This is a genomic window from Leptothoe sp. EHU-05/26/07-4 (genome assembly GCF_043421015.1).
GTDB lineage: Bacteria > Cyanobacteriota > Cyanobacteriia > Phormidesmidales > Phormidesmidaceae > Leptothoe > Leptothoe turfae.
The window spans coordinates 139,162-166,090 of sequence record NZ_JAXSQV010000008.1; the positions used below are offsets into that span (position 1 = coordinate 139,162).

At 50.5% G+C, this 26,929-nt stretch carries 25 protein-coding genes and 1 pseudogene; 12 read left to right on the forward strand and 14 right to left on the reverse strand.

Annotation, left to right across the window (positions count from 1 at the left end; all coding sequences use genetic code 11):
• Nucleotides 1-128: 128 nt before the first annotated feature.
• From cobM to cbiD, 3 genes are all read left to right on the forward strand, one after another.
• A complete protein-coding gene (cobM, locus tag U2F10_RS34015) occupies nt 129-920 on the forward strand; it encodes a precorrin-4 C(11)-methyltransferase (RefSeq protein WP_499874634.1) in 792 nt (263 codons plus the stop codon).
• Nucleotides 917-1,648: a cobalt-precorrin-6A reductase gene (locus U2F10_RS34020; protein ID WP_499874635.1), complete on the forward strand. Its 732-nt coding sequence runs from the start codon at nt 917-919 to the stop codon at nt 1,646-1,648. The genes cobM and U2F10_RS34020 overlap by 4 nt, the downstream gene beginning before the upstream one ends.
• Nucleotides 1,649-1,925: 277 nt before the next feature.
• Nucleotides 1,926-3,083: a cobalt-precorrin-5B (C(1))-methyltransferase CbiD gene (gene cbiD, locus U2F10_RS34025; RefSeq protein WP_499874637.1), complete on the forward strand. Its 1,158-nt coding sequence runs from the start codon at nt 1,926-1,928 to the stop codon at nt 3,081-3,083.
• Nucleotides 3,084-3,541: 458 nt separating this feature from the next.
• On the opposite strand, the gene U2F10_RS34030 is transcribed toward cbiD, so the two are convergent.
• The 4 genes from U2F10_RS34030 to cbiB form a co-directional block, all read right to left on the reverse strand.
• Entirely contained in the window at nt 3,542-4,147 is a 606-nt protein-coding gene (locus tag U2F10_RS34030; RefSeq protein ID WP_499874638.1) for a precorrin-8X methylmutase, read from the reverse strand.
• Nucleotides 4,148-4,223: 76 nt separating this feature from the next.
• The gene (cobD, locus tag U2F10_RS34035) at nt 4,224-5,282 is read right to left on the reverse strand and encodes a threonine-phosphate decarboxylase CobD (RefSeq protein WP_499874739.1); all 1,059 of its coding nucleotides are present in this window, start codon (nt 5,280-5,282) and stop codon (nt 4,224-4,226) included.
• A gap of 60 nt (nt 5,283-5,342) precedes the next feature.
• Nucleotides 5,343-6,284: a Fic family protein gene (locus tag U2F10_RS34040; RefSeq protein WP_499874639.1), complete on the reverse strand. Its 942-nt coding sequence runs from the start codon at nt 6,282-6,284 to the stop codon at nt 5,343-5,345.
• A 228-nt stretch (nt 6,285-6,512) separates the two neighbouring features.
• Nucleotides 6,513-7,490: an adenosylcobinamide-phosphate synthase CbiB gene (gene cbiB, locus U2F10_RS34045; protein ID WP_499874741.1), complete on the reverse strand. Its 978-nt coding sequence runs from the start codon at nt 7,488-7,490 to the stop codon at nt 6,513-6,515.
• A gap of 33 nt (nt 7,491-7,523) precedes the next feature.
• Between cbiB and U2F10_RS34050 the strand changes: the two are divergent.
• The 5 genes and pseudogenes from U2F10_RS34050 to U2F10_RS34070 form a co-directional block, all read left to right on the forward strand.
• Nucleotides 7,524-7,613, forward strand: a pseudogene (locus U2F10_RS34050) (hypothetical protein); the annotation flags it as partial.
• Between the two features lie 116 nt (nt 7,614-7,729).
• Nucleotides 7,730-9,025, forward strand: a complete 1,296-nt coding sequence (locus tag U2F10_RS34055) for a cobyric acid synthase (RefSeq protein WP_499874640.1) — start codon at nt 7,730-7,732, stop codon at nt 9,023-9,025.
• A gap of 126 nt (nt 9,026-9,151) precedes the next feature.
• Nucleotides 9,152-9,397: a DUF4160 domain-containing protein gene (locus tag U2F10_RS34060; RefSeq protein WP_163701645.1), complete on the forward strand. Its 246-nt coding sequence runs from the start codon at nt 9,152-9,154 to the stop codon at nt 9,395-9,397.
• On the forward strand, nt 9,369-9,626 hold the full coding sequence (locus U2F10_RS34065) for a DUF2442 domain-containing protein (protein WP_163701642.1): 258 nt from the start codon (nt 9,369-9,371) through the stop codon (nt 9,624-9,626). The genes U2F10_RS34060 and U2F10_RS34065 overlap by 29 nt, the downstream gene beginning before the upstream one ends.
• Before the next feature lie 222 nt (nt 9,627-9,848).
• The gene (locus tag U2F10_RS34070; RefSeq protein WP_499874641.1) at nt 9,849-11,663 is read left to right on the forward strand and encodes a cellulase family glycosylhydrolase; all 1,815 of its coding nucleotides are present in this window, start codon (nt 9,849-9,851) and stop codon (nt 11,661-11,663) included.
• Between the two features lie 19 nt (nt 11,664-11,682).
• Here U2F10_RS34070 and speG read toward each other — a convergent pair whose 3' ends face one another.
• From speG to ppsA, 5 genes are all read right to left on the reverse strand, one after another.
• A complete protein-coding gene (speG, locus tag U2F10_RS34075; protein ID WP_163665278.1) occupies nt 11,683-12,201 on the reverse strand; it encodes a spermidine N1-acetyltransferase in 519 nt (172 codons plus the stop codon).
• A gap of 132 nt (nt 12,202-12,333) precedes the next feature.
• Nucleotides 12,334-12,816 (reverse strand): hypothetical protein, encoded by a 483-nt coding sequence (locus tag U2F10_RS34080; RefSeq protein WP_163701635.1) that lies wholly within the window; start codon nt 12,814-12,816, stop codon nt 12,334-12,336.
• A gap of 569 nt (nt 12,817-13,385) precedes the next feature.
• Complete coding sequence (locus tag U2F10_RS34085; protein ID WP_163665274.1) at nt 13,386-13,883, reverse strand: hydrogenase maturation protease; 498 nt, start codon at nt 13,881-13,883, stop codon at nt 13,386-13,388.
• 160 nt (nt 13,884-14,043) lie between these two features.
• On the reverse strand, nt 14,044-14,580 hold the full coding sequence (locus tag U2F10_RS34090; protein ID WP_499057961.1) for a universal stress protein: 537 nt from the start codon (nt 14,578-14,580) through the stop codon (nt 14,044-14,046).
• Between the two features lie 81 nt (nt 14,581-14,661).
• Nucleotides 14,662-17,115, reverse strand: a complete 2,454-nt coding sequence (gene ppsA, locus U2F10_RS34095) for a phosphoenolpyruvate synthase (RefSeq protein WP_163659054.1) — start codon at nt 17,113-17,115, stop codon at nt 14,662-14,664.
• 373 nt (nt 17,116-17,488) lie between these two features.
• Here ppsA and U2F10_RS34100 point away from each other — a divergent pair, with 373 nt between their 5' ends.
• A complete protein-coding gene (locus U2F10_RS34100; protein WP_163659055.1) occupies nt 17,489-18,163 on the forward strand; it encodes an IS5 family transposase in 675 nt (224 codons plus the stop codon).
• Here U2F10_RS34100 and U2F10_RS34105 read toward each other — a convergent pair.
• Nucleotides 18,111-18,329 (reverse strand): hypothetical protein, encoded by a 219-nt coding sequence (locus tag U2F10_RS34105; protein ID WP_348917850.1) that lies wholly within the window; start codon nt 18,327-18,329, stop codon nt 18,111-18,113. The two genes, U2F10_RS34100 and U2F10_RS34105, sit on opposite strands and share 53 nt — an antisense overlap.
• Before the next feature lie 128 nt (nt 18,330-18,457).
• Between U2F10_RS34105 and U2F10_RS34110 the strand changes: the two genes are divergently transcribed.
• Both U2F10_RS34110 and ung read left to right on the forward strand, forming a co-directional pair.
• A complete protein-coding gene (locus U2F10_RS34110; protein WP_499869360.1) occupies nt 18,458-18,775 on the forward strand; it encodes an FkbM family methyltransferase in 318 nt (105 codons plus the stop codon).
• A 203-nt stretch (nt 18,776-18,978) separates the two neighbouring features.
• Nucleotides 18,979-19,680, forward strand: a complete 702-nt coding sequence (gene ung, locus U2F10_RS34115; RefSeq protein WP_499057970.1) for a uracil-DNA glycosylase — start codon at nt 18,979-18,981, stop codon at nt 19,678-19,680.
• A gap of 17 nt (nt 19,681-19,697) precedes the next feature.
• Here ung and cobJ read toward each other — a convergent pair whose 3' ends face one another.
• The 4 genes from cobJ to U2F10_RS34135 all read right to left on the reverse strand — a co-directional run bounded on the left by cobJ (nt 19,698) and on the right by U2F10_RS34135 (nt 25,222).
• Nucleotides 19,698-21,704: a precorrin-3B C(17)-methyltransferase gene (cobJ, locus tag U2F10_RS34120; RefSeq protein ID WP_499874643.1), complete on the reverse strand. Its 2,007-nt coding sequence runs from the start codon at nt 21,702-21,704 to the stop codon at nt 19,698-19,700.
• Complete coding sequence (locus tag U2F10_RS34125; protein ID WP_499874645.1) at nt 21,688-22,437, reverse strand: precorrin-2 C(20)-methyltransferase; 750 nt, start codon at nt 22,435-22,437, stop codon at nt 21,688-21,690. Before U2F10_RS34125 ends, cobJ begins: the two co-directional genes overlap by 17 nt.
• Entirely contained in the window at nt 22,427-23,722 is a 1,296-nt protein-coding gene (gene cbiE / locus U2F10_RS34130) for a precorrin-6y C5,15-methyltransferase (decarboxylating) subunit CbiE (RefSeq protein WP_499874646.1), read from the reverse strand. Before cbiE ends, U2F10_RS34125 begins: the two co-directional genes overlap by 11 nt.
• 438 nt (nt 23,723-24,160) lie before the next feature.
• Complete coding sequence (locus tag U2F10_RS34135) at nt 24,161-25,222, reverse strand: sirohydrochlorin chelatase (RefSeq protein ID WP_499874647.1); 1,062 nt, start codon at nt 25,220-25,222, stop codon at nt 24,161-24,163.
• 184 nt (nt 25,223-25,406) lie between these two features.
• Here U2F10_RS34135 and U2F10_RS34140 point away from each other — a divergent pair, with 184 nt between their 5' ends.
• Complete coding sequence (locus U2F10_RS34140) at nt 25,407-26,858, forward strand: cobyrinic acid a,c-diamide synthase CobB (protein WP_499874648.1); 1,452 nt, start codon at nt 25,407-25,409, stop codon at nt 26,856-26,858.
• Nucleotides 26,859-26,929: the final 71 nt, after the last annotated feature.

Sequence of the window (26,929 nt, forward strand, 5' to 3'; positions counted from 1 at the left end):
CTTTCTCAGGTTGCTAGTAAAACAGCTATCCGCACTGGATGTAAGCTGATTGCCCAGGACAATAACACTCTTACCACTGCATAACAAATTCACCGCTAAAACCCATACCCACCCTTGTTTTTTAACCTATGACCCAGACCATCCCTTCATCTCAACAATCGCCAGTCCAAATTATCGGGGCTGGTCCCGGTGCTCTAGACCTAATTACCGTTCGCGGTCAGAATCTCCTAGCGACAGCAGATACGGTCTTCTACACTGGGTCGCTGGTACCTGAACAGATGCTGCAATGGTGTCAGTCAACGGTGGAAACCATCGATACCCGATCCCATACCTTAGAAACCTGGTTGCCAATGCTCCAAGAACGGGTGATCAAAGGCCAGCGTGTGGTGCGATTGCAAGATGGCGATCCGTGTCTCTATGGGGCACTCCATGAGCTGATGGCGTTTTTGCTTAAGCACCAGATAACGTTTGAAATTGTGCCGGGGGTCAGTGCATTTCAGCTAGCAGCAGCACGTTTGGCGGTGGAGCTAACGGTACCTCAATTAGTGCAGAGCATTATCCTTACCCGAGTGCAGGGCCGTACCAATGTGCCAGGCGATGAGGACCTGGCCTCCCTGGCCGCGCACCGGGCTTCTCTGTGTCTTTACCTCAGCGCTCGCCATGCCGCTGCCGCCCAGGATAAGCTAATGACCCATTATCTACCAGAAACCCCTGTTGCCCTTTGCTATCGCCTGGGCTGGCCCGATGAAGAGATTTTTGTAGGGCGTTTGGATACCATGGCAACCATGACTCAGGAATCAGGCCACGATCGCACCGTGATGTACCTGATTAGCCCGGCCTTGGCTGCCCAAGAAGCGCGATCGCAACTCTATAATCCAGGCCACAGCCACCTCTTCCGTCCCCATTTATCCAGGGTGTGACCATTTGGCTAATCGGCGGCACCAGTGAAAGTCGAGCCATTGCCCAGCGACTCACTCAGCAAGGGATTTCGTGGTTGGTGACCGTCGTTTCCCCTACGGCAGGGCAGCTGTATCAGGGGCTGCCTGGTCAGATACAGCCAGGGGCATTGGATTGGGCCAGTATACAAACCTTGGTTCGGCAGCACCGCATTCGTGCCATTGTCGATGCCTCCCATCCCTTTGCCACCGAAATTTCTAAACAGGCCATGGCCCTCGGCTTGCCCTACCTGCGGTTTGAACGCCAGGCCTGTTCTCTAGAGCCACCTGCGGAGTCCGTGCCTGATTTAGAGACCCTTTTGCAACCTCAATATCTGGACAATCGTCGTGTGCTCCTTACCCTGGGTATCAAAGCACTACATCGGTTTCAGCCCTGGCAACAGCGGTCTTACCTCTGGGCCAGAATTCTGCCAACGGCTCAAGCTCAGGCCATCCAGATTGGGTTTGAACCAAAACAGCTGATTTGCGATCGCTCCCCCACCGATGCCCTAGCAGAACAAACCCTATGGCAGCGTCTGGGAGTGGATACAGTGGTCACCAAAGCCAGCGGTGGTCCAGGAGGAGTCCCTGTAAAACTAGCCGCAGCCAAAGCCCTGGGAGTGAGGCTGTTAGTGATTGCTCGGCCAGCATTAGTTTATCCCCAACAAACCTATAATTTAGATGAGATCATTGAATTTTGTTGCTATGCATGATCCCGTAGGGGTAGTGCCTTGTGCCTACCTCGCGATCCCCCACACGATTAGCCAGGATAATTAAATAATTCTGTAGGGGTAATGCCTTGTGCTTACCCCGTAATGCCTTGTGCTTACCCCGTAATGCCTTGTGCTTACCCCGTAATGCCTTGTGCTTACCCCGCAACACCATACGCGATCAGCCAAGATCTCATACATACGAATTCTGGTTGGTGGCATAGGTTATCCCAGGGCAGGCACGAGACCTGCCCCTACGAGATATCTATAAGGAGATTCTATGGCCCGAGCCGGGTATACACTGCCAGTTTTTGCTGTTGCTGCCGCTAAAGCTGCTCTCATCCATCTGCTTGTTCAGTCTGGAGAGTTTGGAAAGGAAGAACAGGTTTCTAAGGCCCTACTATCTGACAAGGAACACGAGATACAAGTAACCCTTGATTTGGCTCCAGGTGAGGCTGAAGTTACCATCCAGCAAGTGGCCAACATCGACTCCACCACGGCCCTTGGCATTTGTCTTAGCGACCCCGGCGATAATCTTGACCTGACCCGTGATACCCCCATCTGGGCCTGGGTAAATCTAGAAGAAATTGGTGCAGATGCTGAAGACAATCTGATCTTGGAAGCGGGTGAAGGCATCGGTCACACTGCCGCCGGAGAACCTGCTTTCTATACCTATGCTCGTAAACTGTTTGATGTGAATGTTCGCCCTCTCATTCCAACTCAGTATCAGGCCAGGGTGCGGATTATTTTGCCAGAAGGGCGTCGGTTGGCCCAACGGACCTCCAATGAAGCTTTTGGCATTTTGGAAGGACTCGCCCTTGCGGGCACCAGCGGTATCTCTCAACCTCACTCGTCCACTGACCAGTTAGCAGAGTATCGAGCTAGCTTGCAAAAGGCCGTTCAGACGACACCGCATTTGGTGTTTTGTATTGGTCACAATGGTCAGCATACGGCCCACCAGTTGGGGATTGGTGCACAACATATTGTGCAGACGGGTAACTGGATGGGACCAATGCTGGCGGAAGCAGGGTTACGGGGTGCAAAATCTGTGCTGCTGCTGGGTTATCACGGCAAGTTGGTTAAGTTGGCAGGGGGGATTTTCAACACGTCGAGTCATGTGGCGGATGGCAAACTACCGATACTGGCAGCGGCAATTGCACAAGTGGAGGAGACTCCGGAAACGACGGATCGTTTGGCGGTAATTCGTTCAGTGTTGGCATCTCCTACGGCGGCAGCAGCCCATGAACTTTTGATAGAAGTGGGTTTAGCTGATTCGGTATTTGGGTTGTTGGCAAGGCAAATTAGCGATCGCGCTCAAGCGTATATTCAGAAGTATGCCAATGTGCAGGTGGAGGTGGGGACGGTGTTGTGCGATCGCAAAGGCCACATCATTGCCCAGGATACACAATTAAATTCCTATCTCTCGGATGATCTTTGAAAATAATGGACAACCCTGTAGGGGTGGTGCCTAGTGCCCACCCTGGACAATCTGGCGCAATCAACCAGAATCATATACAACAAATTCCGCTGGATGATATAGGTTTTCCCAGGGCAGGTACAAGACCTGCCCCTACCGGGATTGTCGCCTATTTTTCAATGTTTTTTGGAATTTGCCTATCTCTCAGATGATCTGTGAAAAAGAATGGATAACCTTGTAGGGGTGGTGCCTAGTGCCCACCCTGGACAATCTGGCGCAATCAACCAGGATTTATATTTAACGAAATGTTGCTAAATGGCATACGTTGTCCCAGGGCAGGCACAAGACCTGCCCCTACAAGGGTTGTCGTCTGCTTTTCAATGTTTGACGAAATCTTGCTGCATGGCATAGGTTATCCCAGGGCAGGCACAAGACCTGCCCCTACAAGGGTTGTCATCTATTGTTTGATTAAAAATTGTTCACTCCTGGGATAAATAGGCCAGGGCATTAACGATGGCAGCAGCCACTGGAGACCCTCCCTTTCGTCCTCGCACCTGAATCTGGGGCACATGCACCTCTGCTAGAGCCTGTTTGGCTTCTTCAACGGCAACAAAGCCTACAGGTACCCCTATTACTAGGGCTGGTTTTACTCGTCCTTTACGAATTTGTTCCACTAGGGCAAGTAGGGCTGTAGGGGCATTACCGACAACAAAAATGCCAGTGGAGTATTCTTGTGTCAGGGTCAACATGCCCGCTGCCGTGCGGGTGGTGACGGCGGCACTAGGCATAAAATCCTCTGGAACATAATCCAGAGCACAGGCAATAGAAGAATGCCCTATGCCCTTGAGAACACCTGTGATGCCCATTTGCACCATGCGTACATCGACAATTACGGGTTGCCGTTGCTGAAGTACCGCTATCCCTGCTGCCACTGCACCATCGCTGAACTCAAACAAGTTTAGAAGTTCAAAATCAGCGGTGGAATGGATGGCCCGGCGGATAATGGCATATTCCTCAGGGGGCCAATTGTGATGGTCAATTTCTCGGTCGATGATGGCAAAGCTTTCGGCGGTGATCGGGTGCATAGGTAAAGGACGAAGGCGGAAGGATGAGGAATTTGGGTTCGTTGTAGGGACCGTTGCATGCAACGTCCCCGCGTGGTTAAGGTTGTAAGGCCTGGGCAAGGGCGGTTAATAATTGATCGTTCTCTCCAGGAAGACGAACAGCAATGCGAAAATAATTCTCCCCGAGTTCTGGAAAGCTAAGGCAGTCGCGAATCAGAATTTTGTGAGATTTAAGTAAATCCTTTTGTAATTGAGTGCAAGGAACCTCTGTTTTGACCAGGAGAAAATTAGCGGCACCGACTAAGGGGGTAAGTCCAGGGAATTTTTGGAGCCCTGCAATAAGGGCATCGCGGGCAGGGGGCAACCAGTCCCAGGTTTGTTGCTGGAATGAATGGTCTTGGAGGGCTGCGATCGCAGCCACTTCCGCCAATGTATTCACAGGCCATGGATCCCGCCACTGCTGCCAGCGGTTTAGATAGTCAGGCTGGCCCAAAGCATAGCCCAGCCGTAGACCCGGCAGACTGTAGAATTTGGTTAGCGATCGCAACACAATCAAGTTAGGAAAGTCCGGCACCAGATCCAATACACTTTGCTGCTGCTCCGGCGGCAAAAAGTCCATAAAGGCTTCATCCACCACCACCAGGGCAAATTGATCAAGATAAGGGATTAAATCTTTTCGCAGTGTGAGGGTACCCGTAGGATTATGGGGATTGTTCAACAATAAGCCGCAGTTAGTCGATGCTGTTATGCTTGCCTGGGGGGGCACTGCTGCTAGATCCATGGGCACAGGAACAATCCTGGCGTTAAAAGCCTTGAGACTCCGTTGATAATCGGCAAATGCGGGTGTGACCAGATAAGTGGCATCTAACTGGGCCAGTTCTCGCCCCATCCAGGTTAATAGTTCTGCGGCTCCATTACCGGGCAAGATCCAGTCCATGGGCAAATGGTGAAAGTTACTGAGGGCTGACCGCAGTTGAGGGTATCTGGGGTCAGGGTAGGCCGTTAGGTGCTGCAACTGCTCCGCCAGTATTGTCAAGACGGATGGGGGCGGTCCCAAAGGGTTAATGCTGGCAGAAAAATCTAAAATCTCTTCCGGTGTGCAATTGGCAAGCTGAGCTGCCCAATTACGATTACCACCATGGGTAGGACGTACAATCATTAATTGAAGTACCCCTTATTGTGAGGTGCCAATAAAAAAATGATAATCACTGAATAGTTAATCAGGTTTGACCTGCTCTAAAAAAGCAAGCATTTCATCGTAACAGTCCTCACCCTTATTCTGGTTTTCTGGTGCGGTCACAACGATTCTTAACACCTCAATTAAAGACTCCTGGGCCGATGTCAGCATTAACTCCTGAAATGCCGCTAAGTTATCCTGCTGCTGTGCCTGCACCAATGCCTCGATGTATACCAGCCGTTGATCGTTACGAATCACGATTACCGGATATCCCAGCCGTAGTAACAACAAATTCATTAATAGCCGTCCCGTGCGACCATTGCCATCTCGAAACGGATGAATTCCCACAAAGCGACAGTGCGCTGCTGACGCATACTGGATCGGGTGCAATTGCTTCGCTGGCTCTGAGTTTAGCCACTCAACAAACTCTGTCATCAGCTCTGGCAACAGATAGTGTGGTGGATAGGCATAGTCAGTACCAGCGGCCTTGACATCTAACTGCCGATAGCGGCCTGCTTCCGCACGGTCAATAACGCTAAACAACAAACTATGAATCTGCCGAATTTCCCATTCTCCAATAGTTGTATCTTTTTGTGCTAACGACTCTACATAGTCAATGGCATCCTGATGACCCACCACTTCCAAATGCTCGCGTAAGGTTTTCCCACCCACCGTAATTCCTGTTTCTAAAACGAGTTGCGTTTCACTTTGGGTGAGGGTATTGCCTTCAATGGCGTTGGAATTGTAAGTAAACCTGACGTCAAACAGTTGTTTGAGTTCAGTCACTATCGCAGACGGTAAGGGGCGAAAGCCATCGAGCCAGCCCTTGAGCTTATCCACCTGGGCATATTTTTCAGCCAGCGTCATACTGTCTAAGTCCCCCAGCATTTGCTGGATCAGCGTACCCACATCCCAAATTTTTCGCGCCTTTAAGGCAACAATAAATTCACTATAGCGAGTAGCATGATCGCAGAATGACATATGCTCAATTGTCGATCCGTTTGCAACACAGCCTACTCTAAATATCGGCTTATTAGGGGCAAGTTAAATGTCTACTTACAAGCAGTAAAAAATATTCATGGATAAATCCTCACTTAGAAAACTGCTCATTGGCGAATTCACTTGGAAACGATTAGTGCGCTCAATTCTACTTATTTATACATTAGTGGTGAGCATTTGTAGCAAGCCTTAGTGTCCTTTCAACAGCTGTTAGAAAATCAAGAGAATCCCTAAAGCTCCTAACCCTAACCAGAGCAAAAAACAAAATCGATTTAATCGTAAACACACTCGAACCACATCGGGCGTAATCTCACGGTCTGGGTCGCCCATCAAGGGTTTGACCTTAACCACGCCTTTATAGACGTTTTTACCCCCCACCTGCACCCCCAAGCTGGCGGCATAGGCACATTCACTCCAGCCGGAGTTAGGGCTGGGGTCAGCGGCGGCATCTCTCTGGCAAAGACCCATCACGGTTCGAGGTTTTCTCGACAGTAAAGCCAGGGTAACCACCGTTAGCCGACAGGGAAGCCAAGTTAAGGCATCTTCGAACTTAGCGCTGCACCAACCGATGTCGGTGTATGGGGCGGCCCGATAGCCCACCATGGAGTCCAGGGTGCTGGCGGCCTTATAGGCTAGGGCCAGGGAAGCACCACCCAGGGGGGTGGCAGCTCCGACTAGGGCATAGAACAAAGGCCCCATAATACCATCAACGCTATTCTCGGCAACAGTTTCAAACACCGCTCTAAGGATTTCAGGTCTCTCCAGATCGTGGGTATCGCGACCGACATAGCGGCTCAGACGCTGACGAGCCTCGGCTAAATCGTTCTGTAGCAACGGCGCGAGCACATCTTCTGCTGCATCTCGCAGGCTGCGTCCGGCAAAACAGGAAGCGACTAAGATTATTTCTAAACTTAGGCCAAGCCAGGGATTGAACCACCGTGCGATCGCAACCAGTCCCCAGCCCACCATCGCACTCCCCCCAACCAAAAGAACGCTCAGCAACACCCCCAGCCCCTTCAGCACCGTTGCCGACTGCGTCGCCTTAAACGCCAGGTTGGTATACCGCTGAATTACCCAACCCATCGCCTGCACCGGGTGAGGCCAGTGCCACGGGTCCCCCACTAGAAAATCCAGCCCTGCCGCCCCCATCAGCACAATGGCCGCATAACCATCCACAAATTCAGTCATAGTAGTCATTCACCCCTTCACCCCATCCACTCCATGAAATCACTCTCCGTCCTCGGCACCTCCTCCAATGCTGGCAAAAGCTGGATCGTCACCGCCCTCGGAGCCTGGCTGCGGCGGCAGGGGGTCAATGTGGTGCCCTTTAAGGCACAGAATATGTCCAATAATTCCTACGTCACCCTGGAGGGGGGGAAATTGGGCGGGCCCAAGCGGCCCAGGCGGCGGCCTGTGGAGTGCGTCCGGTGGCGGAGCACAATCCGGTGTTGCTCAAACCCTCCGGCAATGGCACCTCTCAGCTGGTACTGCTGGGGCAGCCGAAGCAGCATATTCGGGCGGGGGACTATTACCAGCACATTGAGGATATCTGGCAGGTGGTGGCGCAAACCCTGGACTCTTGGCGCGATCGCTGCGATGTTTTGCTGTTAGAAGGAGCGGGCAGCCCGGTGGAGCTGAACCTGATGCATCGAGACATTGTCAACCTGCGGCCCATTCAATACCTGCAGGGGCGCTGGCTATTGGTGGGAGACATTGAGCGGGGGGGCATTTTCTCCCAAATTATTGGCACCCACACCTTGATACCGGAACCGGCAAAATCCCTGGGGTTAGGGTTTATCGTTAACAAGTTTCGCGGCGACCTCAGCTTATTTGATACAGCAGGAGAACATTTTGCTAAGCACCTACCGGATTTTCCTTACCTGGGCACGTTGCCCTACCGGGGTCATCTGCAGCCAGAAAGTGAAGACAGTCTATGTAAAGAAGCAGAAGAATTTGGCAGTGGTGCAAAATTCGCCTGGATTCGGTTTCCTCGGGTGTCGAATTCCCAGGATAGTCAACCCTGGCAGTTGGATACGGGGATTCGCACCTGTTGGGTAACCACACCAGAAGACCTGAAGGATGCCCAGGCCATTATTCTCCCCGGTAGCAAAAACACGCTGCAGGATCTGGAGTGGCTACGAAAGACGGGATTAGCGATCGCGATTCAACAGGCAGCTCAACGGGGTATTCCCATTGTGGGTATCTGTGGCGGTTATCAGATGCTGGGGCAGTCTCTCTCGGACCCCCATGGCTATGCGGGGCTAGCAGGGGAGGTGCCAGGGTTGGGGCTGTTGCCCATTGCGACTGAGTTTATTGCTGAAAAAGAGGTGCGGCAGGTGAGTGCGATCTCAACCCATAACAACACAACAGACACCTGGCAAGCCTACGAAATCCACATGGGCCAAACCCAGATAGTGACCTCCCATATTCCAGCTTCACCCTTGCTAAAGATTGAAGTGCAAGGGACACAGCGACCCGAGGGCAATCACTGCGTCCACACCTGGGAGACAACCCAAAGTCACGTATGGGGCACCTACCTCCACGGATTGTTTGAATCCACCTCTATGCGCCAGGCTTTAGCCCAACTGGCACATGTGCAAGACTATCGACCTGGCACCATATCTTGGCAACAACAACAATTTAAGCTCTACGATCAGATGGCCGACACTCTGGAGGAATACTGCGATATGGCCCTCATTCGCGATTGGGTTGATCTGGTCTGATGAAGCTAATACAAGATATATGTCCGAATATGTCCGATAGTGATGAGCGGCACTATGGGCAAAACCGTTGAGATATACAGACCACTCCTGATTTGCTAAGCTTAATAAGCGTGATATCCCTGAAATATGCCGACCATCTTGAGAGTAGGGCCTTATCGGCTCTACTTTTATAGCCATGAACCTAATGAACCACCTCATATTCATATTGATCGTGATAGTTCATCAGCCAAGTTCTGGATCGAGTCTGTCAAGCTAGCATCTAACATTGGATTTAGTCCAAAGGAGTTACGCAAAATACAGGCCATTGTTGAGGCAAATCAAGAAAAATTATTGGAGGCTTGGCATGGGTACTTCGGCAATTCAGGTGGATGAGCGGGTAAAAGCAGTTCAATTTACAGAAGAGACAATTAGCGTTGATCTCATGGATGGACGAACAATTGTCGTCCCACTGGTGTGGTATCCAAGATTATTAAAGGCAACTTCAGAACAACGAGAGAAATGGGAGCTTTGTGGAGGTGGCTATGGTCTACATTGGGAAGAGATTGATGAAGATCTAAGTACATCAGGAATGTTGCGTGGTGCACCTGCGCCAGCCAGGTAAGGTTCCCTGACACCAGATCATATTTATTTTATCTGAACATTGTTTATCACAGAATCTCCGTTTTTATACCTAACTTCGGATACAGATACGTTCCATCCATAAATCTTCCGGGTAGCCTATCGTAGGCTTAGTCACCATAGGCTGGGCGCTAATCATCAGTTGAATTACAGATGAAATTGCTGAGATTGTTCTACCCAGTGGTTTTTGGAGTATAAAATTGCCATGGCAAGCGATACTTTATATGGGGTCCACTTATTATTTACAGATGGCCCTTCCCACCTTAATGACAATTCATCTCGGGCTGAAACCTTTAAGAACTACATTGATGAAGCCATTCGACTAGGCTCGGATGTGGTTCGATTTCCAGGGGATTGGCATGAGCTAGAACCTGTAGAAGGTCAATGGAATAACAACTACATCAATGATGTCCGTGATGCTATTCAGTATGCTGAGGACAATGGGGTCCAGGTTGTTATGTTATTTGCCCAAACCCCTGAATGGGCGCGCCCCAACCCTAACGATGACATTTGGCATCCGCCAGCAGATGTGAATGATTTTGCGAATGCGGTTGCTTACTTCTACAATCAATTGGCTAGTGTCCGCGACAATATTACGGCTTGGGAAATTTGGAATGAACCCAATGTGTTTGAGTTTTGGGGTAGCGCTGATCCCGCCACAGATCTCCGGGACGTCAACGGCCAAACGGCCTATGCTCTGATCGATACAGGGTTTGCCAGTGATTATGCCCCATTATTGAATGCCGCCTACACTGCTCTTCACAATGCTGCTAACGCTGCCAATACAAATGTCACCGTATTGGGTGGTTCGGTAGCGGGCACCGATTTTCAGTATGTCCAGGCGTTACTCGATGCCGGGGCCATGTTTGATGGTCTGGCGGTGCATCCCTACACCCGTCCTAATGATTCCACTGGGATTCCCTGGGCACCGGATACAACCTTTGCACCCACTGCTCAGCCCACCCTGGATCAGCTATGGTCGTTTCAATATGGCATGGAACAATTGCGGAATTTGGTTGCTCAGCCCCTCTGGATTACGGAATTTGGCTGGCGGATTGGTAATGGCTGGGGAGATGTGTCGTCTGAGCTGCGGGTCGACTATATGGAAACAGCCCTTGAGTTAATTCAGGGATGGAATGATGTGGAAGTTGCGATCGCATACCGTCCGTTTGACGATCCAGCCAGTTCTGGGAATACAAATCGATATGGTTTGTTGAATGACGATGGTTTAATTCGTCCAACTGGCAGAGTGTTGCAGGAGTATGCAGGGTTAACTATTCATGGGACTCCCAGTAATGATGAACAATTGTTTGGTGCCCAAGGCCAGGATGAGCTTTTTGGTCATGCAGGCGATGATATTCTCTGGGGGTTTGGTGGCGATGATTTTTATGTTGGTGGTGCTGGCAACGATCAATTTGTCTTCACGGCTGGCAACGACTTTGTCAAAGATTTTGAGGTAGGTGCTGATACTGTAGTGCTCTCAGAGTCTTTGGGAATTTCTTCTTTCAGTGAAGTTCAGCCCTTACTACAACAATGGGGAAATAATGCCGCCATTGTGATTGATGCAAACACCTCAATCGTACTGGAAAATATCGATATCAATCATCTCAGTGCCAGCTCTTTCCACTTTGATGATCCTGATTTACAAGTTTACGGCACACCAGATAATGATTTGCTGTTGGGCGCGTTAGGCCAGGATGCCCTCTTTGGCGGTGCCGGTGATGACATTCTTTGGGGGCAGGAAGATAATGATTTCTATGTCGGTAATGCTGGTGACGATCAGTTTGTTATTACGGCTGGCAATGACTTCGTTAAAGACTTTGAACTCGCTGCTGATCGGCTGATATTACTAGATTTGGGAGTTTCTACCTTCAGTGAGGTTCAACCTTTGCTGCAACAGTGGGGGAGTAATGCCGCCATTGTGATTGATGCAAACACCTCAGTCGTGTTGGAAAATGTCACCACTGGTGATTTGACCGCTACCCATTTTGGCTTTCTCGATCCTAGTTTACCCGTCTAGAAAGAACGTTTATTTTGCACTACTGGGCACTAAAAAATGTGCCTTGCAAGATATACATCCGGATAACATCTCGATATTTTCCACCTGTAAACACTTCTTGGATCAAGCGACCTTCTTCAGTAAATCCTGACTGATTATAGAGATAAATTGCTTTTTCATTTTCCACTGCAACAAGAAGATATACTTTATTGAGGTTGAGAATCGAGAAAGCATAATCTAAGGCTTGGGCAATCAGAGATCTCGCAAATCCTTTGCCTTGATAACCCGGTGAAATAATGATTGCGAACTCTGATGTTCTATGGATGTAGTCAATTTCCAGGAGTTCTACAAGCCCTATGGAATTGCCGTCGCTATCTTCAGCAATGAAACGTCTTTCTGTATTGTCGTGAATATGCTTTTTGTATAAGTCTTCCAATTCATCAAATGATTCATACGGCTCCTCAAACCAGTAGGCCATTATATTTCGATTATTGTTTAATTTATGAATAAATTCTAGGTCTGTTTTCTCTAGAGCACGTAATGTTAATTGTTCAGGCATGGTTTTCCATAACTTAACGGTAGGTCTATCTAACCATGGTTAATTGAACAGTTAGGATACTTTTCATGGCCCTATGCATTTGAATATAACGTTGCTCATCATCCGCTGTAGATAACCTGTGCATCATGCAGCTCATGTTTTTGGTTCGTCCTTCTTTCCCAGCACCTTGGTCACCAAGATTCCCATGCAGACGGCAGGAAACAGCAACAATAATCCCTGATAGAGCACCCGCCCGCCATGCAGAGGGAACAGGCCTGTCGAGCCGGCGACACAGAGGAGAACGACCAACGATGTATAGGTTATTGCGATCGCGTCATACACGTTGTGGCGAATATACCGACCGATCCCGGCTTGAAGGTCCCGAAAGAACTCTTTGGTTGATGCGATGGTGTACGAGAAATAGAAAACAAACCAAATCCCTGTGAGAATTCCCAGTCGAAGCAGGAGATGAACGTAAGCAAACCGTCCTTCCTTCGGTGTGTCGAGGCCGGTTACCATCATAACGCTGTTGATAACAGTGACGATCAAAAACGCGTCAGAAACTCCCGCGACGGCGTTCTTCTCGGAGAAGAAGCGCTTGAGCGCACTTATCACTTTTGGAGCACGAAACGGCATGTGCATTCACCCTATTATCGACTCAAATGCTTGAACAGTGAGCATTTCTTCCAGTTTTCCTTTAACCTCTTCCAGCTTTTCAGCCTGAGAGAAGTTCAAGCTAGCATGAGGCCAGGATCAAGCGAAACGCATACAATTATGATTGTCTTTTTAACTTGATGAGAGGCAGCTGCACGGCCCCAGCTTCTTGATTGAGAACAAGATTCTGAAGATACGAGCACCCTCCTATAACTATACATATATCTAGCTATAACTATACATGTATCTAGAAACTTTCTGGACAACACCCTTTAGACCACAGGGCAAACGCATATTCAATGAGCGAGGATTCCTAATAGAATAATCGTTATCCTATCCAGCTTTGAGACGTTTGCCCTTCGTGCCAGCTTTGGTTAAAGCGTTCTACCCCACCGTCAAAACTCAGCAAATAATAGCGTTGTTCAAGACTGGGAGGGTTAAGCTCTTTAGCTCAATGTCCTTAAGGATATTGAGCTTTTCTATAGCTTTGAAATAATCAGCCTTGTCATACGTTCAGTGTGCCCATGATTCTCTCTCGTAACCATAGAGACCTACGAGGCTGAACTTATTAATGACGCAATTGTTCGTAATGCCTGATCCACCCCTTGTTCTGCCAGGTCCGATAAGGGATGACCCATGGTAAAGTCGCAGGCAGGCACTTCAACCCACCAAGCTTTTGGGAAATGGCCATAGACAGATTGGGTCAATGCCAACAAGGAGCAGGGACTACAGGAATGACCAAAACCAGGCAGTGCAGAACCCGTAGTTTCGGTGCCACGGGCATCCAATGGTTTAACTTGAACCGTGTCAGTATTTGTTAATTTACAAGCATCAACAAAAATAGCAACACTTGCCCTGGCAAGCTTACTAGAGAGTTCTGGCGTGAGTTGTTTAACTGAATAAGCTTCGAGATTAGGTGTTTTTAACCCTTGAAGTTGAGCAACGACTTTCTGACCAATGGCATCATCGCCTTTGTCAGGATTACCATAGCCAATCACAACAAAAACAGGACTAACCTCAGAGGAAAAACCGTCAATAACATTGGCCATGGTACCTTCCTCTACTCATTTACCGATGTCTTACCTACCTACATTCTAGTAGCAAATTGATCTACCTGCTAGACGATACTGATGTCGTTTTATTATGTCCTCTACCAGGCGTAATTGCCTGGTAGAGGACAAGGGAGCAGAACTATAGTGTGATGAGGCGTTATTGATGGTCTACGATGACGTCCTCAGTCTTGTGTTCATGACGTTTGGTTGCATTCGGCTCATGGACGACCAAGACCGAACAGGGAGCATGATGCATGACATAATTACTCACACTGCCCAATAGCATCTCACCCAAGCCTTTACGGCCATGGCTGCCGACCATCACCAACTCAGCTGACCACTCTTTTGCATGGTCACAAATGGCACGACCAACATCGCTATTGACCAGCTTAAAATCACTCCGAACACCGGCCTGTGTTGCTTGGTCAACAAAGTGACGCAACCGCTCGGTTGCCGCCGCTTCATAGTCACGATAGCTTTTGAGATACACCTCCCAAAGACTCTCGTGCCCCCCTAACGAGAAAGCTGTCAGCCCAGTCTGTTCGGGGAGGGGTAAATGCCCACCCCCATCAGGGGTTAAGACACTGAAAAACAGAAGTTCAGCCCCAGTCGCCTGGGCAAGGGTCAGCGATTGTTGGCCGAGCTCATGGCAGGTATCGCCATGATCGAGAGCAACCAGAATTTTAGTGAACATCCCACAACCTCCCCATCAAAATAGATCGAATAGACCAACAATTATCCATCGTCGTCATGCCCCCCCTACACAGACAGCTCCCTAGGTCATGGTCTCCGCCTCCATGGCCGCAATCGCTAAGGTGGTCTTTAAGACAGAGTCTGGATTGAGACTAATGGAATCAATCCCCTGCTGCACCAAAAACTGAGCAAATTCAGGATAGTCACTCGGCGCTTGGCCACAGATGCCAATCTTGCGCTGATTCGCCTTCGCCTTCGCAATCACCTGACGCACCATCGCCTTGACCCCAGCACTGCGTTCGTCAAAAAGATGGGCCACCAGGGCAGAATCCCGGTCGAGGCCCAGGGTCAGCTGCGTGAGGTCGTTCGACCCAATGGAGAAGCCATCAAAGATCTGGCTAAACTCATCCGCCAAAATCACATTGTTGGGAATCTCACACATCACATACACCTGTAACCCCTGTTCCCCTCGCACTAACCCATAGCGGGCCATTTCAGTGAGCACCTGCTGCCCTTCTTCGGGGGTCCGACAGAAGGGCACCATGGGAATCAAATTGGTCAAGCCCATGTCTCGACGCACCCGCTGTAAGGCCTGGCATTCCAAGCCAAACGCTTCCCGATAGCGCGGGTCGGTGTAACGAGAGGCCCCCCGCCAACCAATCATCGGGTTCTCTTCGGTCGGTTCAAACGACGCGCCGCCCAACAGATTCGCATATTCATTACTCTTGAGATCGGAGAGCCGAATCACCACAGGCTTGGGATAAAACGCCGCGGCAATCATCCCTAATCCATGGGCCAACTGTTCCACAAAGTAGTCGGGCTTATGGGCATAGAGCGCGGTCAGCTGCTCAATCTCATGTTTGATGGGGCCGACGGCTAACTGGTCAAAGTTGAGTAAGGCCAGGGGATGCACTTTAATGTGGTTGGCAATGATAAACTCCATGCGCGCCAACCCCACCCCATCACACGGAATTTTCGCAAAATGAAACGCTTCTTCGGGATTCCCCACATTCATGAGAATTTGGGTCCGCGTCCGGGGGATGTCATCAATCGCCGTTTCTTCGACCGTAAAGGGCAGGTGTCCCCCATAGACTTTACCCACTTCGCCAGCGGCGCACGTCACCGTCACGCTCACTCCGGTGGCTAGACGCTCGGTCGCGTTGCCACACCCCACTATCGCCGGAATGCCCAACTCCCGGGCAATAATGGCCGCATGGCAGGTGCGACCCCCTTGGTCGGTGACAATCGCACTCGCCCGTTTCATAATCGGTTCCCAATCCGGGTCTGTTCGCTGGGTAATCAGCACATCCCCCGGTTGAAACTCAGCCATGTTTTGCACCGATTGGATCACCCGCGCGGACCCCTGACCAATCATTTCACCCACCGCTTGACCCGTCACTAAGGGCGTCAGGTCGGTGGTATCAGCCTGGAGAACATAATTACGCAGAATCGAGGCTGACGTTTGAGATTGAACCGTTTCCGGGCGCGCCTGCACAATAAACAACTCTCCCGTGAGACCGTCTTTCGCCCACTCAATATCCATCGGCGTGTAGGTGCCCCGCACCTGGGTATAGTGGTCTTCGATGATGCACGCCCACCGCACTAGGGTTAAAATCTCATCATCACTAATCGCATAGCGCTGACGCTCCACCTCCGACACCGGGACATTCTTCGTCAGCTTGCTACCGCCCACGTCGTACACCATTTTGATCTCTTTACTGCCCAGGCGCTTTTTCAATATGGGACGATATCCCTCCCGAAGGGTCGGCTTAAACACTAAATATTCATCGGGGTTCACCGCCCCCTGCACCACATTCTCGCCCAACCCATAGGCGGCGGTGACGAGTGCCGCGTTCTTAAAGCCGGTTTCGGTGTCGATGGAGAACATCACACCCGAGGTCGCCAAGTCCGAGCGCACCATCCGCTGCACACCCACCGACAGGGCCACCGTAAAGTGGTCAAAGCCCTTGATGGTGCGATAGGAGATCGCCCGATCCGTAAAGAGCGAGGCAAAACATTTATGGCACGCCTCCAGCACGCCCTTGACACCATGCACATTCAGGTAGGTTTCCTGTTGGCCGGCAAAACTCGCATCCGGCAGGTCTTCAGCGGTGGCACTCGAGCGGACCGCCACATCCAGCGCTGGATTCCCACTGTCAGCACAGAGGGTCAAGTACGCCTTGGCAATGGCCGCTTCGAGCTCCGGCGGAAAGGGCGTGTCGAGGATTAACGAACGGACGGTTCGACCACAGTGGCGCAGGGCCGTGACATCGTCGATATCTAGATCGCTTAGGTGCGCTCTCAACGCCTCGTCCAGACCGGCCTGCTGTATAAAATAGCGATACGCATCGGCGGTGGTGGCAAACCCAGTGGGCACCTGCACCCCTTGGGGCGTCAGCTGTTGAATCATCTCGCCCAAGGATGCATTTTTTCCCCCCACACAGGGAACATCATCAATCGTAATCCGCTCAAATTCAAGGATAAAGGCGGATTGAGTCGGCGTCGGGGCCAAATTTGCAGGGGTCGTTTGCACCATAAAAACAGAATCCAAAATAACAATCACTAGAAACGGGGGTGACCGTTTCCAATCTGGGTATAAGTCAAGACTTTGAGGAATCTATGAGGATGCCCACCCACGTATCGTTTCATTAACTCCAGACCAGGGGGCAGTCCCTTTTTTGGCATCCATGCAACAATTAAAGCAGGGTAGATGAGAGTCGTCGTCTGCTCGATGGAGTTCTCGTTCAACAGGGTGCAACAGCCTGGCTGTTGACCTAGGAGGAGACTATGAAACGACACTATTTAGCCACACTCCCCCTCAGAATGGGTTCGTAAATTATTGTAAAGGAGTGAATGTTCTTCCTTTCGTCCCTGTATAACCAGCAGTGTTGTTAGCACTGGAGGAAGGGATGAATTGTCTTCCGTATCCCTCAGATTTAAGCGATGATGAGTGGGACTTGGTTGAGCCATTAATTCCCGTCCATCAGGGTGTCGGTCATCCTCGAGAAGTGAACTTACGAGAGATCGTGAATGCCATTTTGTATTGGGTCGATAACGGTATCAAATGGCGTGCGATGCCCTATGATCTGCCGAACTGGTCAACTGTCTATGATTATTATCGTCGTTGGGTCAAGATAGGCTTATGGGACCAGATTAATGAACGCTTGGTAAAGCTAGTAAGACTCGCAGAGGGACGAGCTGAGCAACCGAGCTTGATCAGCATTGACAGTCAATCTGTGAGGACCTCAGAGAAAAAAGGACCTGAACAAGGAATTGATGGTCATAAGTGTGTCAAGGGACGTAAGCGTCATATCGTTGTTGACATCTTAGGCATGGTGTTAAATTGTTTTGTGAGTGCCGCCAATATGGCGGATATTAAAGCAGCCGTTGCAGTGTTAGGTCCTGTATTAGAGACCTATGTGAGGCTTGAGAAAGTGTTGGCTGACCAAGCATATAAGGGAGCTTTAGGAGAGATTATAAAACACGTTCATCACTGCATTCTAGAGGTGACAAAAAAACTAGGAGAGGGGTTTATCCCGGCTCCTTATCGATGGGTCGTTGAGCGAACCCATCGGTGGGCATAAGCGCAATCCCCCGAACGGTATGGGCATCTAAATAATTCACCACTTCAACAGTGCCACTCCCACCGATAATCACCTGGGTATGTAAGGCCGGTAAGGTACCTGGAAAATACAGATCGACTACACTGCCTCGCACAGCAATCACTCTTCCCGACACTGCTCCAGTCACGATAGACCTCATTGCTGATGAGTCTCTGAGATATCCCCATCAAAGGGTTATACCCCTGTCTTAGGATCACCATCTTTAATGTATGAAGAAAGTTTGGGGATATTATGAGGAAATAAGACATCTGTTACTTGAATTTACCCGATCCCTCAGCTCGCAGCAGTGTAGACGTTGAAGTAACAACACTGCAGTTAATATTGGAAAAGATAGGTTCTGTTGATGTGCTCAAGGTAGACGTTGAGGGCTCGGAACATAGCATTTTAATGCCCTTTGGCGACTTACTAAAATCATCGGTTAAATATTTAATTGTTGAAGCTGGCGGTTCTCCCCGAGGAGATGGTATGACCTTACTAAAATTTCTGAAACATTTGGGGTTTTCCTGTGATTTTCAGGGTGACGCTTCGCTGATGCTAATTCGAGCTAAAAACAAACACTTACTGGGCGATTAATACCCACCATATTTTAGAACGATTTCCGATCTTGTAGAGTGCTCTCTTCACTGTACTCCTACATACCCTATCAATAGATTCTTGGGAACGCAACATGCCTATACATTCCTTGCAGTAAGCGGTCACAATGGGAAATGGTATGACAAAGTTTATGATAGTGCGAATTACTAGTTGTCTAAACCATCTACCCATACAGGCCCGTTATGACCATGGAAGCCTCGTCCTCTTCTAATAGCACGATTAAGCTTGAAGCCAGCTGGAAAGCGGTATTAGAAGATGTGTTTGCCACTCCCTACATGCAGGATCTAAAAAAATTCTTAAAGGCAGAAAAAGCCGCTGGCAAGGTTATTTACCCCCGTGGCGCACTGATGTTCAATGCAATGGATAGCACACCATTTGACCAAGTCAAAGTTGTGATTCTTGGACAGGACCCATATCATGGCCCCGGTCAGGCCCACGGATTGAGCTTTTCTGTCCCGGAGGGCATTGCGCCGCCGCCTTCTCTGGTTAATATCTTTAAAGAAATTGAGCAAGATCTGGGCATTAAACCTCCTAATCACGGCTGCCTACAAAGCTGGGCAGATCAAGGCGTGTTACTGCTTAACAGCGTCCTCACAGTGGAACAACATAAAGCCGCCTCCCATCGGGGAAAAGGCTGGGAGCAATTTACAGATGCCATTATCACTAACCTAAATCAGCAACGAAAAAATCTCGTGTTTCTGCTGTGGGGTAGCTATGCACAACAGAAAGGAAAATTTATTGATCGTGAACGGCATTTAGTGCTAACCTCACCTCACCCTTCGCCGCTCTCGGCACACCGGGGTTTCTTTGGCAATCGGCACTTTTCAAAAGCCAATGAATATTTGCAAAAAAATGGCATTGCACCTATTTCATGGTCGCTATAGTCGTTTTTTACCGATTTCTAGACTTTGTAACCCCTGGGGGTAACCATGCGACCCTGATGCAAAAACGTGCGGGTATTGCCGATTAACACCACGGTGAGCATATCGATGGTGGTCACATCCACCTCTTTCAGGGTAAGACAGCGGACGGATTCTCCTGAACGGTAGAGAGAACGTGCGATCGCAACCGGAGTATCATCCGAACGATGCCGTCGCAAAATCTCTAACGCAATTTCAATGCCCCGCGTGCGAGTCTTCGAGCGCGGATTATAGAGCGCCACCACAAAATCCCCTTGGGCTGCCGCCGCTAATCTCTTTTCAATCACCTCCCACGGCACTAGCAAATCAGACAGGGAAATGGCACAAAAGTCATGCATCAGGGGAGCCCCCACCCGGGCTGCCACTGCCTGGAGTGCCGTAATTCCTGGGAAGGCTGAAACACCGGGTGTGTTGCCATCCCAGCCTCGCTGCACCAGGCATTCCATCACCAGGCCCCCCATGCCATAAATGCCGCAGTCGCCGGAGGACACCATGCCTACGGTTAAGCCTTGGTGGGCCAGGGCAACGGCTCGCTCTGCCCGCTGTACTTCCTGGGTGATTTTGCTAGTCTCAATCACCTGATTAGGATGGAATAGGGGCCGCAACAGGTCTAAATAAAGGCCATAGCCAATTACCACATCACAGTCCAACAGAGCGGCCCGGGCCGCTGCGGTGAGCTGGGCTAAAGAGCCAGGACCTGAGCCAATCAGATACAGGTGACCCGGCCGGGGATTGTATGGCTGGTCAGCGCGGGCTACGGCAATGGTGCAGGCCCCCTGCTGCTCACCTTTAAAGACTTGTTTTGTTATCACCAGTTCCTGACTATGGGCGGCCAGCAGGGCAGCGGCTTCAGCGACAGACGGTGTCCCCACCGCCTGGGTAACGACATCTGAGGGATTGGGAACCGCTGGTTCTTGTAGTTGAGCAGCGCTGAATAAGTGCAGGGGCCACTGATGCCGTTCTGTCAGGGTTTGAAAGGCGACTTCGTCTTGCTTGAGGTCAATGGAGGCGATGCCGGCGATGGATTGCCAGGCCAGGTTGCGATCGCGCAACACCTGCCTAATACTCGCCTCAATTAACTCTGTCGATGTCCCTCGCTCACAGCCCAGCCCTAGCCATAATGTACGAGGATGCCAGCACACTTGAAGAGATTTTGCTGGGTTGTGCCCTTCTGAATCCTGACTAGGGGGTAGCTGATCCGAAATCCACAGTTGCGGAGAGGCTGGTAATTGAGTATTTGAAGCCGCAGTCTGCTGATCTGCAAAATAAAAAGAAGAATCGTCAGGTAACATCTGTCGCCATAGAGTCTCACCACAGGTTTGATGCACTGCGATCGCCTCTCGTTGCGCCAGCGCTGACGCCACCTTTGTCCAATCTCCCCCTCCACGCTGCCAACCATAGGGCTTACCCAACAGATCTACAGCCGGTAGCTGTTGTCCTTCAGAGGCTGACGTAATTACCGGTGCAGCTCTCAGTAGGGCCGCACATTGTCGTGTGAGCGCATCAGCTCCCCCCTGGTGTCCCCCGCTAACGCTAACCACAAACGTACCACTGTCATCAATGGCCACCACCCCCGGATCCTGGTGTTTGTTTTGGAGTAGTGGGGCAATCAGTCGCACCACTGCCCCCACGGGCAAGAAAAAGACTAGCTGTGTGGCTCGGTCCCAACAAGCTGCCACCACAGGGATTAGGGAGCCACTATAACAATGAACGACACCAAATTCTAAGTCAGTAAACCCAGCTAAAAATGGATGCTCCTGTAGGGGCAATCCCTTGTGGTGGCCCTGCGATATTGGGGGCTGACAATCAGGATGTTGTATAACACGATCAGCAGTATCCATCGAAGTTAGGGTATCTTCCCTGGTCCAAAGTTCCAGGGGCTGTAGACCATCCCAAAGCTGAAGAGCTTGATGACAGCCTGCCAGTGTGGGAGCAATGATCACAACCTTGGATTCAGGCATGAGAAAAGACTTAGAAGCGATAGTCATGGCGGCGCACAATCAAAATGGAAAAGTAGGGTGGTTTATGGTCAGCCAGGTCCACCAGGCTAGGATACCGTTTCTCCTCCGGTGAACCCACCCGTTCCACCAGACTGGCGTGGTCTAGAAGGTCTGCTTCTTTCAGGATTTGCCATACCTGACCAAACACCGATGCCACTTTCATCAACACCACAACTTCAGCCCATTCCAGGGCATGGGTCAGTTCGGACACGTCATACAGGGCAGGAAGAATGGCAATTTTCTCCGCGCCCAAAGAGAGGGGCATGTTGAGGGCGGCCATGGCGGCTAGGGGAGAACACACCCCCGGTACAGTGGTAATTTCTACGTCAGGGGCTAAGCGTTGCACCGACTGGGCTACATAGCTAAAGGTACTATATAGGCTGGCATCTCCCTCGGTGATAAATACCACATCCTGGCCCTGGGTTAACAAGGGTACTAGTTTCTCTCCTGCTGTAGTCCAGGCTTGCTGTAGCTGCACCGGATCGCGCACAAAGGGCAGGTCCAAGGGCAAAATCGTTTGCTCGGGCCGCAGGTGAGATTTGACAATGTTGTAGGCCATGCCGGGCTCTCCAGACCGGTTCTGGGGACAGGCCACCACATCCACGGTCTGTAAAATCCGCAATCCTTTCAGGGTGAGCCATTCGTCATTCCCTGGACCAACGCTCACGCCCCACAACTTGCCCCAGGCAGAAGATTTTGTCAGTAAATCACTAGATATCATTGCCTTCTCCTTGATCCGAGCCTGCATCGGGTTGAGGGAATGGTCGAGAGGCTTGCAACAAAATCACAGGGTTTAAAGGAACAAAACGGGTGGCGGTGGCCAGGGTGGCTGAGCGGGCAATGTTGACTTGCAATAGCTGTACAATCCAGCCCTTATCTTGTAGCTGTTGCTTGGCTAGCATACAGGTTTCGAGGGTGGCAAAGTTGGCGACAATGAAACCGTTCGGGCGGATGCGATCGCAACACACCGCCAAAATTTCCGACATTGCTTTTCCTCCCCCACCAATCATGATTCGATCCGGGTCTGGCAAAGAGTTTAGCGCCGCTGGCGCAACACCTCGGATAGGAGAAATGTGAGGCGTACCAAAGCGACGACAGTTTTTTTCGATTAAGGTCAGCCCAGCAGCCGTTTTCTCAATAGCATAGATGTGGGCATCGGGTATTAGCCGCGCAATCTCAATGGAGATGGACCCAGTACCGGCTCCTACATCCCATACCGTGATATCTGGCTGTAATCGCAGCAGGGAGAGGGACAAAGCACGGACTTCCTGCTTTGTAATCAAACCAGGCTGATCGGGAAAGGTGTGAAAGTCTTTATCGGCAATGCCGAAGAGGGGCTGAGGCAGGGCTTGTGTCAGAGGCTGTGCTTCTAGGACAACAACATTAGGGCTCGGGAACGAACTGTCTATTGCTGCTTCTATAGAAATTGATTGGATAGTCTCCTCAGTAGCTCCGAGCTGGCTACATACGGTCATGTGATACTGCGCAGGGGGGCGTATATCTTGAATAAGCCGGGCAATTTCTCCTGGCGTATGGACAAAATCGGTCAGAACTGCGAGGGGAGATTTGCCTTGTTTGAGGGCCTGCTCCAGGTGATCGGGCTGGCGACCGTGGACACTGACGATGGTGGCCGACTGCCAGGGAATCCCCAGACGGTTAAAGGCTAATTGGATGGAACTTACCTGGGGATAAAATCGGAGATATTGCCGGTCGAATCGTTGTGTTAGGAGGCGGCCTAGACCATAGAAAAGTGGATCGCCGCTGGCTAGAACTACAACGGATTGTTGTGGGAGGATGTCGGCTATTTGGTCGATCCAGGCGACAATATTGTTGCTGAGGGGCAGCTTGCGAGCTGGATGCTCGGCTACAGTTTGCAGATGGGCTTTGCTGCCTGCAATAATCTCAGCTTTTTCCAGACAGGCTAGGGATTCAGGGCTCAGACTTTGCAGACCGTCTAACCCTAAACCGATAACATGCAGTAAGTTTTGAGGACAAGATTGTTTCACGCTGAAGAGCTTTTAAACAAAAGAGAATCGCATGGCTTGGGATAACCTGAACAATCGACCTCGCCGTAACCTCAAACTTAGTGCGATTAGGAATATCCTAGTATGAGGGTTGTAGGGCGGCATCCCGCCATGCCCAGGGGGTGTGGGGAACTCGGAGGGACCCCACGCAGTTGGTTTTGCCGTTAGCCAACCACTCAAGATATCTCGGTTGATAAAGTTGACTAATTGCAAGAAGTGCTGCTCAGGGCTTTCCTCCCTGAAACCCTCCTATTCGTGGGGGCCTAAACTCCCCCACACCCCCCGACAGGGTAATCGCTAACAGCAATCATGCAGGTGTGGGTTGGGTTACGGCGGGGTCGATTGTATATATCCTGAGCTGCTGCCTGCCAAAAACGTAGCGCAGAAAAACAGAATCATGGACTTAGTGTTAATGCTCTTTTAGGGTACCTGCCAGGCCCGCTCATGGTAATCCTCCACTTCAGGATAGAGATCAGGAATGCCGTGGTATAGGGCCTGTCCTTCGGGGTGGTCGTGGCTATGGCTGTGCCCGTGGTTATGACTGTGGCCGTGGTTATGACTGTGGCCATGGTCGTGGCTGTGCCCGTGATCATTATGGTGATGCCCATGTCCCTGGGCGCTGATTGCCTGGCGAAACTTGCAGGTGTAGCAGTTCATGGAGACCTGACCGGCTTGGGCTTCTTGTTCGCGATCGCGAATTAGCTCAAACAAAATCGGATCGGCACCAATCACTGATAGGCTCTGCACTTCTATGTCAGGGTGAGTCGCCTGCTCTTGGGCAACAATGGTCTGAATCCGCTTTGCCAGTACCCCATCAAACAATAGGTGGGGAATTATAATAATTCGCTTAGGATTCCAGGCTCGGGCGCGCTCAAAGCCTCGTTCCATTCGAGGATGGGTAATGCCGGTAAAACAAACTTCCAGGTCGTGGTAGCCGCTGCCCTCCCACAGCATCCGGGCCAGCTTATACACATCTCCATTGGCGTCAGGGTCCGACGCGCCGCGACCGACAAACAGCAGTACGGTTTGTTCACGGGGTACGGTGCTTTCTTTATCTGCCTGTTCCAGCCGTTTTTGCCACAGGTCTAACCAGCGTAGGGATACACCAAAATGGCGACCATAGTTGAGCTTCAGTTGAGGGTGACGCTGGATAGCCCGATCCAGTTCATTGGTTACATCAAACTTGCTGTGGCGTGCGGCAAACAGCAGTACCGGCAGTACGGTTAGCTCGTGATAGCCCTGCTCAACACAGCTATCAATGCCTGCCTGGATCAGGGGATCCGTCAGCTCCAGAAAACAGGGAACCACGGGACGGCTAGGGTCATAGGTTTGAAACTTATGGGCAAAATCAAGAAATGCCTGACGCCCATTAGCATCACGAGTGCCATGGCCCAAAAGTAAAAGAGGGTTAGATTGACTCATGTGGTTATCATGGCCTCTGGGCAATCCAGAGAGATAGAGGTCAGGGATTAACGTTAACATTTGTCGGCAGCCGAAGAAACATGGAATCCCCCCATGCCGATTTGCCTGATGCACATCTTTATTTTTTGGAAAACCATAAACTCTCACCGTCTTCCAGGATTAAATGCTCCATGGGGAAGTGGCATGTTACGAGAAATGTTATGTAACTAAAGGTCCTTTAGCGTTTCCAAATAGTTTTTATAGAATGCCGATTCCCACCCTTGTCATTGCTGGAACCCACAGTGGTGTGGGTAAGACGTCTATTGCCATTGGTCTCATGCGGGCGTTTACCAATCAGGGTCTGCAGGTACAGCCTTTTAAGGTAGGACCCGATTTTATTGATCCCAGCCACCATCAGCGGGCGACGGGGCGGGTGTCCCATAATCTGGATGGCTGGATGCTGAGTCAGGCTCAGAATCGTCAGATTTTTGATCAGGCTTGTGGGGGAGCTGATCTGGCCATCGTGGAAGGGGTGATGGGGCTGTTTGACGGCTACGGTGCAGAGTCTGAAGCAGGAAGTACGGCTGAAATGGCCAAATGGTTAGGGGCATCGATACTTCTGGTGATTAACGCTCGCTCCTTGGCCCGCAGTGCCGCAGCCCTGATTTCAGGCTATAGCAACTTTGATCCAGACCTGGCGGTGGCGGGGGTGATCTGCAACCAAATCGGCAGTGCGTCACACCTTGAGCGTATTTGTTCTGCGGTAAATCAAACTGTCCAGGTACCTATTCTGGGGGGGATTCCTCGCACTGAACCAGTGAGGATTCCTGAACGCCATTTAGGACTATGGCGGGCGACAGAGGAAGAATTAGCTGAAACTGACTATCTGGCCAGTCTGGCAAAGCTGGTAACCGACAATCTGGATTTGGCAGAGTTAGTCAATATTGCCAACTCTCGCTCAAACCAACTCGTAGCATCCAGTCACCTGGAGATGAAAACTGATGCTCAACAATGCTTGTCCCACTCTCCTAAGGTCCGTATTGGGATTGCCCAGGATCAGGCATTTTGTTTTTACTATGGGGTCAATCTGAGTCTGCTGGAACAGGCAGGGGCAGAACTGATTCCTTTTTCTCCCCTAAAGGATTCTTTGCCTGAGAATTTGGATGGTCTTTATATCGGTGGGGGATACCCTGAGCTATATGCTGAGCAACTGTCTGGGAATAAGAGTATGCGGGATGCGATCGCAAACTTTTGCCGGTCAGGACGTCTGGTCTATGCAGAATGCGGTGGCTTGATGTATCTTTCCCAGGGATTGTTGGGCGCTAAAAAACAGCGCTATCCCTTTGTCGGTATTCTTCCGTTTTGGACAACAATGGGACAACGGGTGAAGCTGGGCTATCGCCAGGTAGACATGGTGGGACCCTACGGTGGCTTCCCTAAACAGGGCACCATTCGCGGTCATCGGTTTCACTATTCAGACATTGTGGATGCTCAAGGTAATCTGCTGGAAATCACCCCGACGTCCCCTTCGACTTCGCTCAGGGGACAATTTTCACTCAGGGGACAATTGGAGTTTAATTACAAACTGCAAGGATGGAAAAACCATCAACCTTGGGAGGGCTATCAGGTCTATAATGTCCTCGCCAGTTACGTTCATTTACACTTTGGCAGCAATCCCACCTTTGCCCAACAGTTTGTTAAATGTTGTCGGCCATAGTCTTTAGAACTACCCCGACAACATTAGTATCAGCTAACGTCCTTGAGCCTAGCGATGCGGCAAGAGCTCTC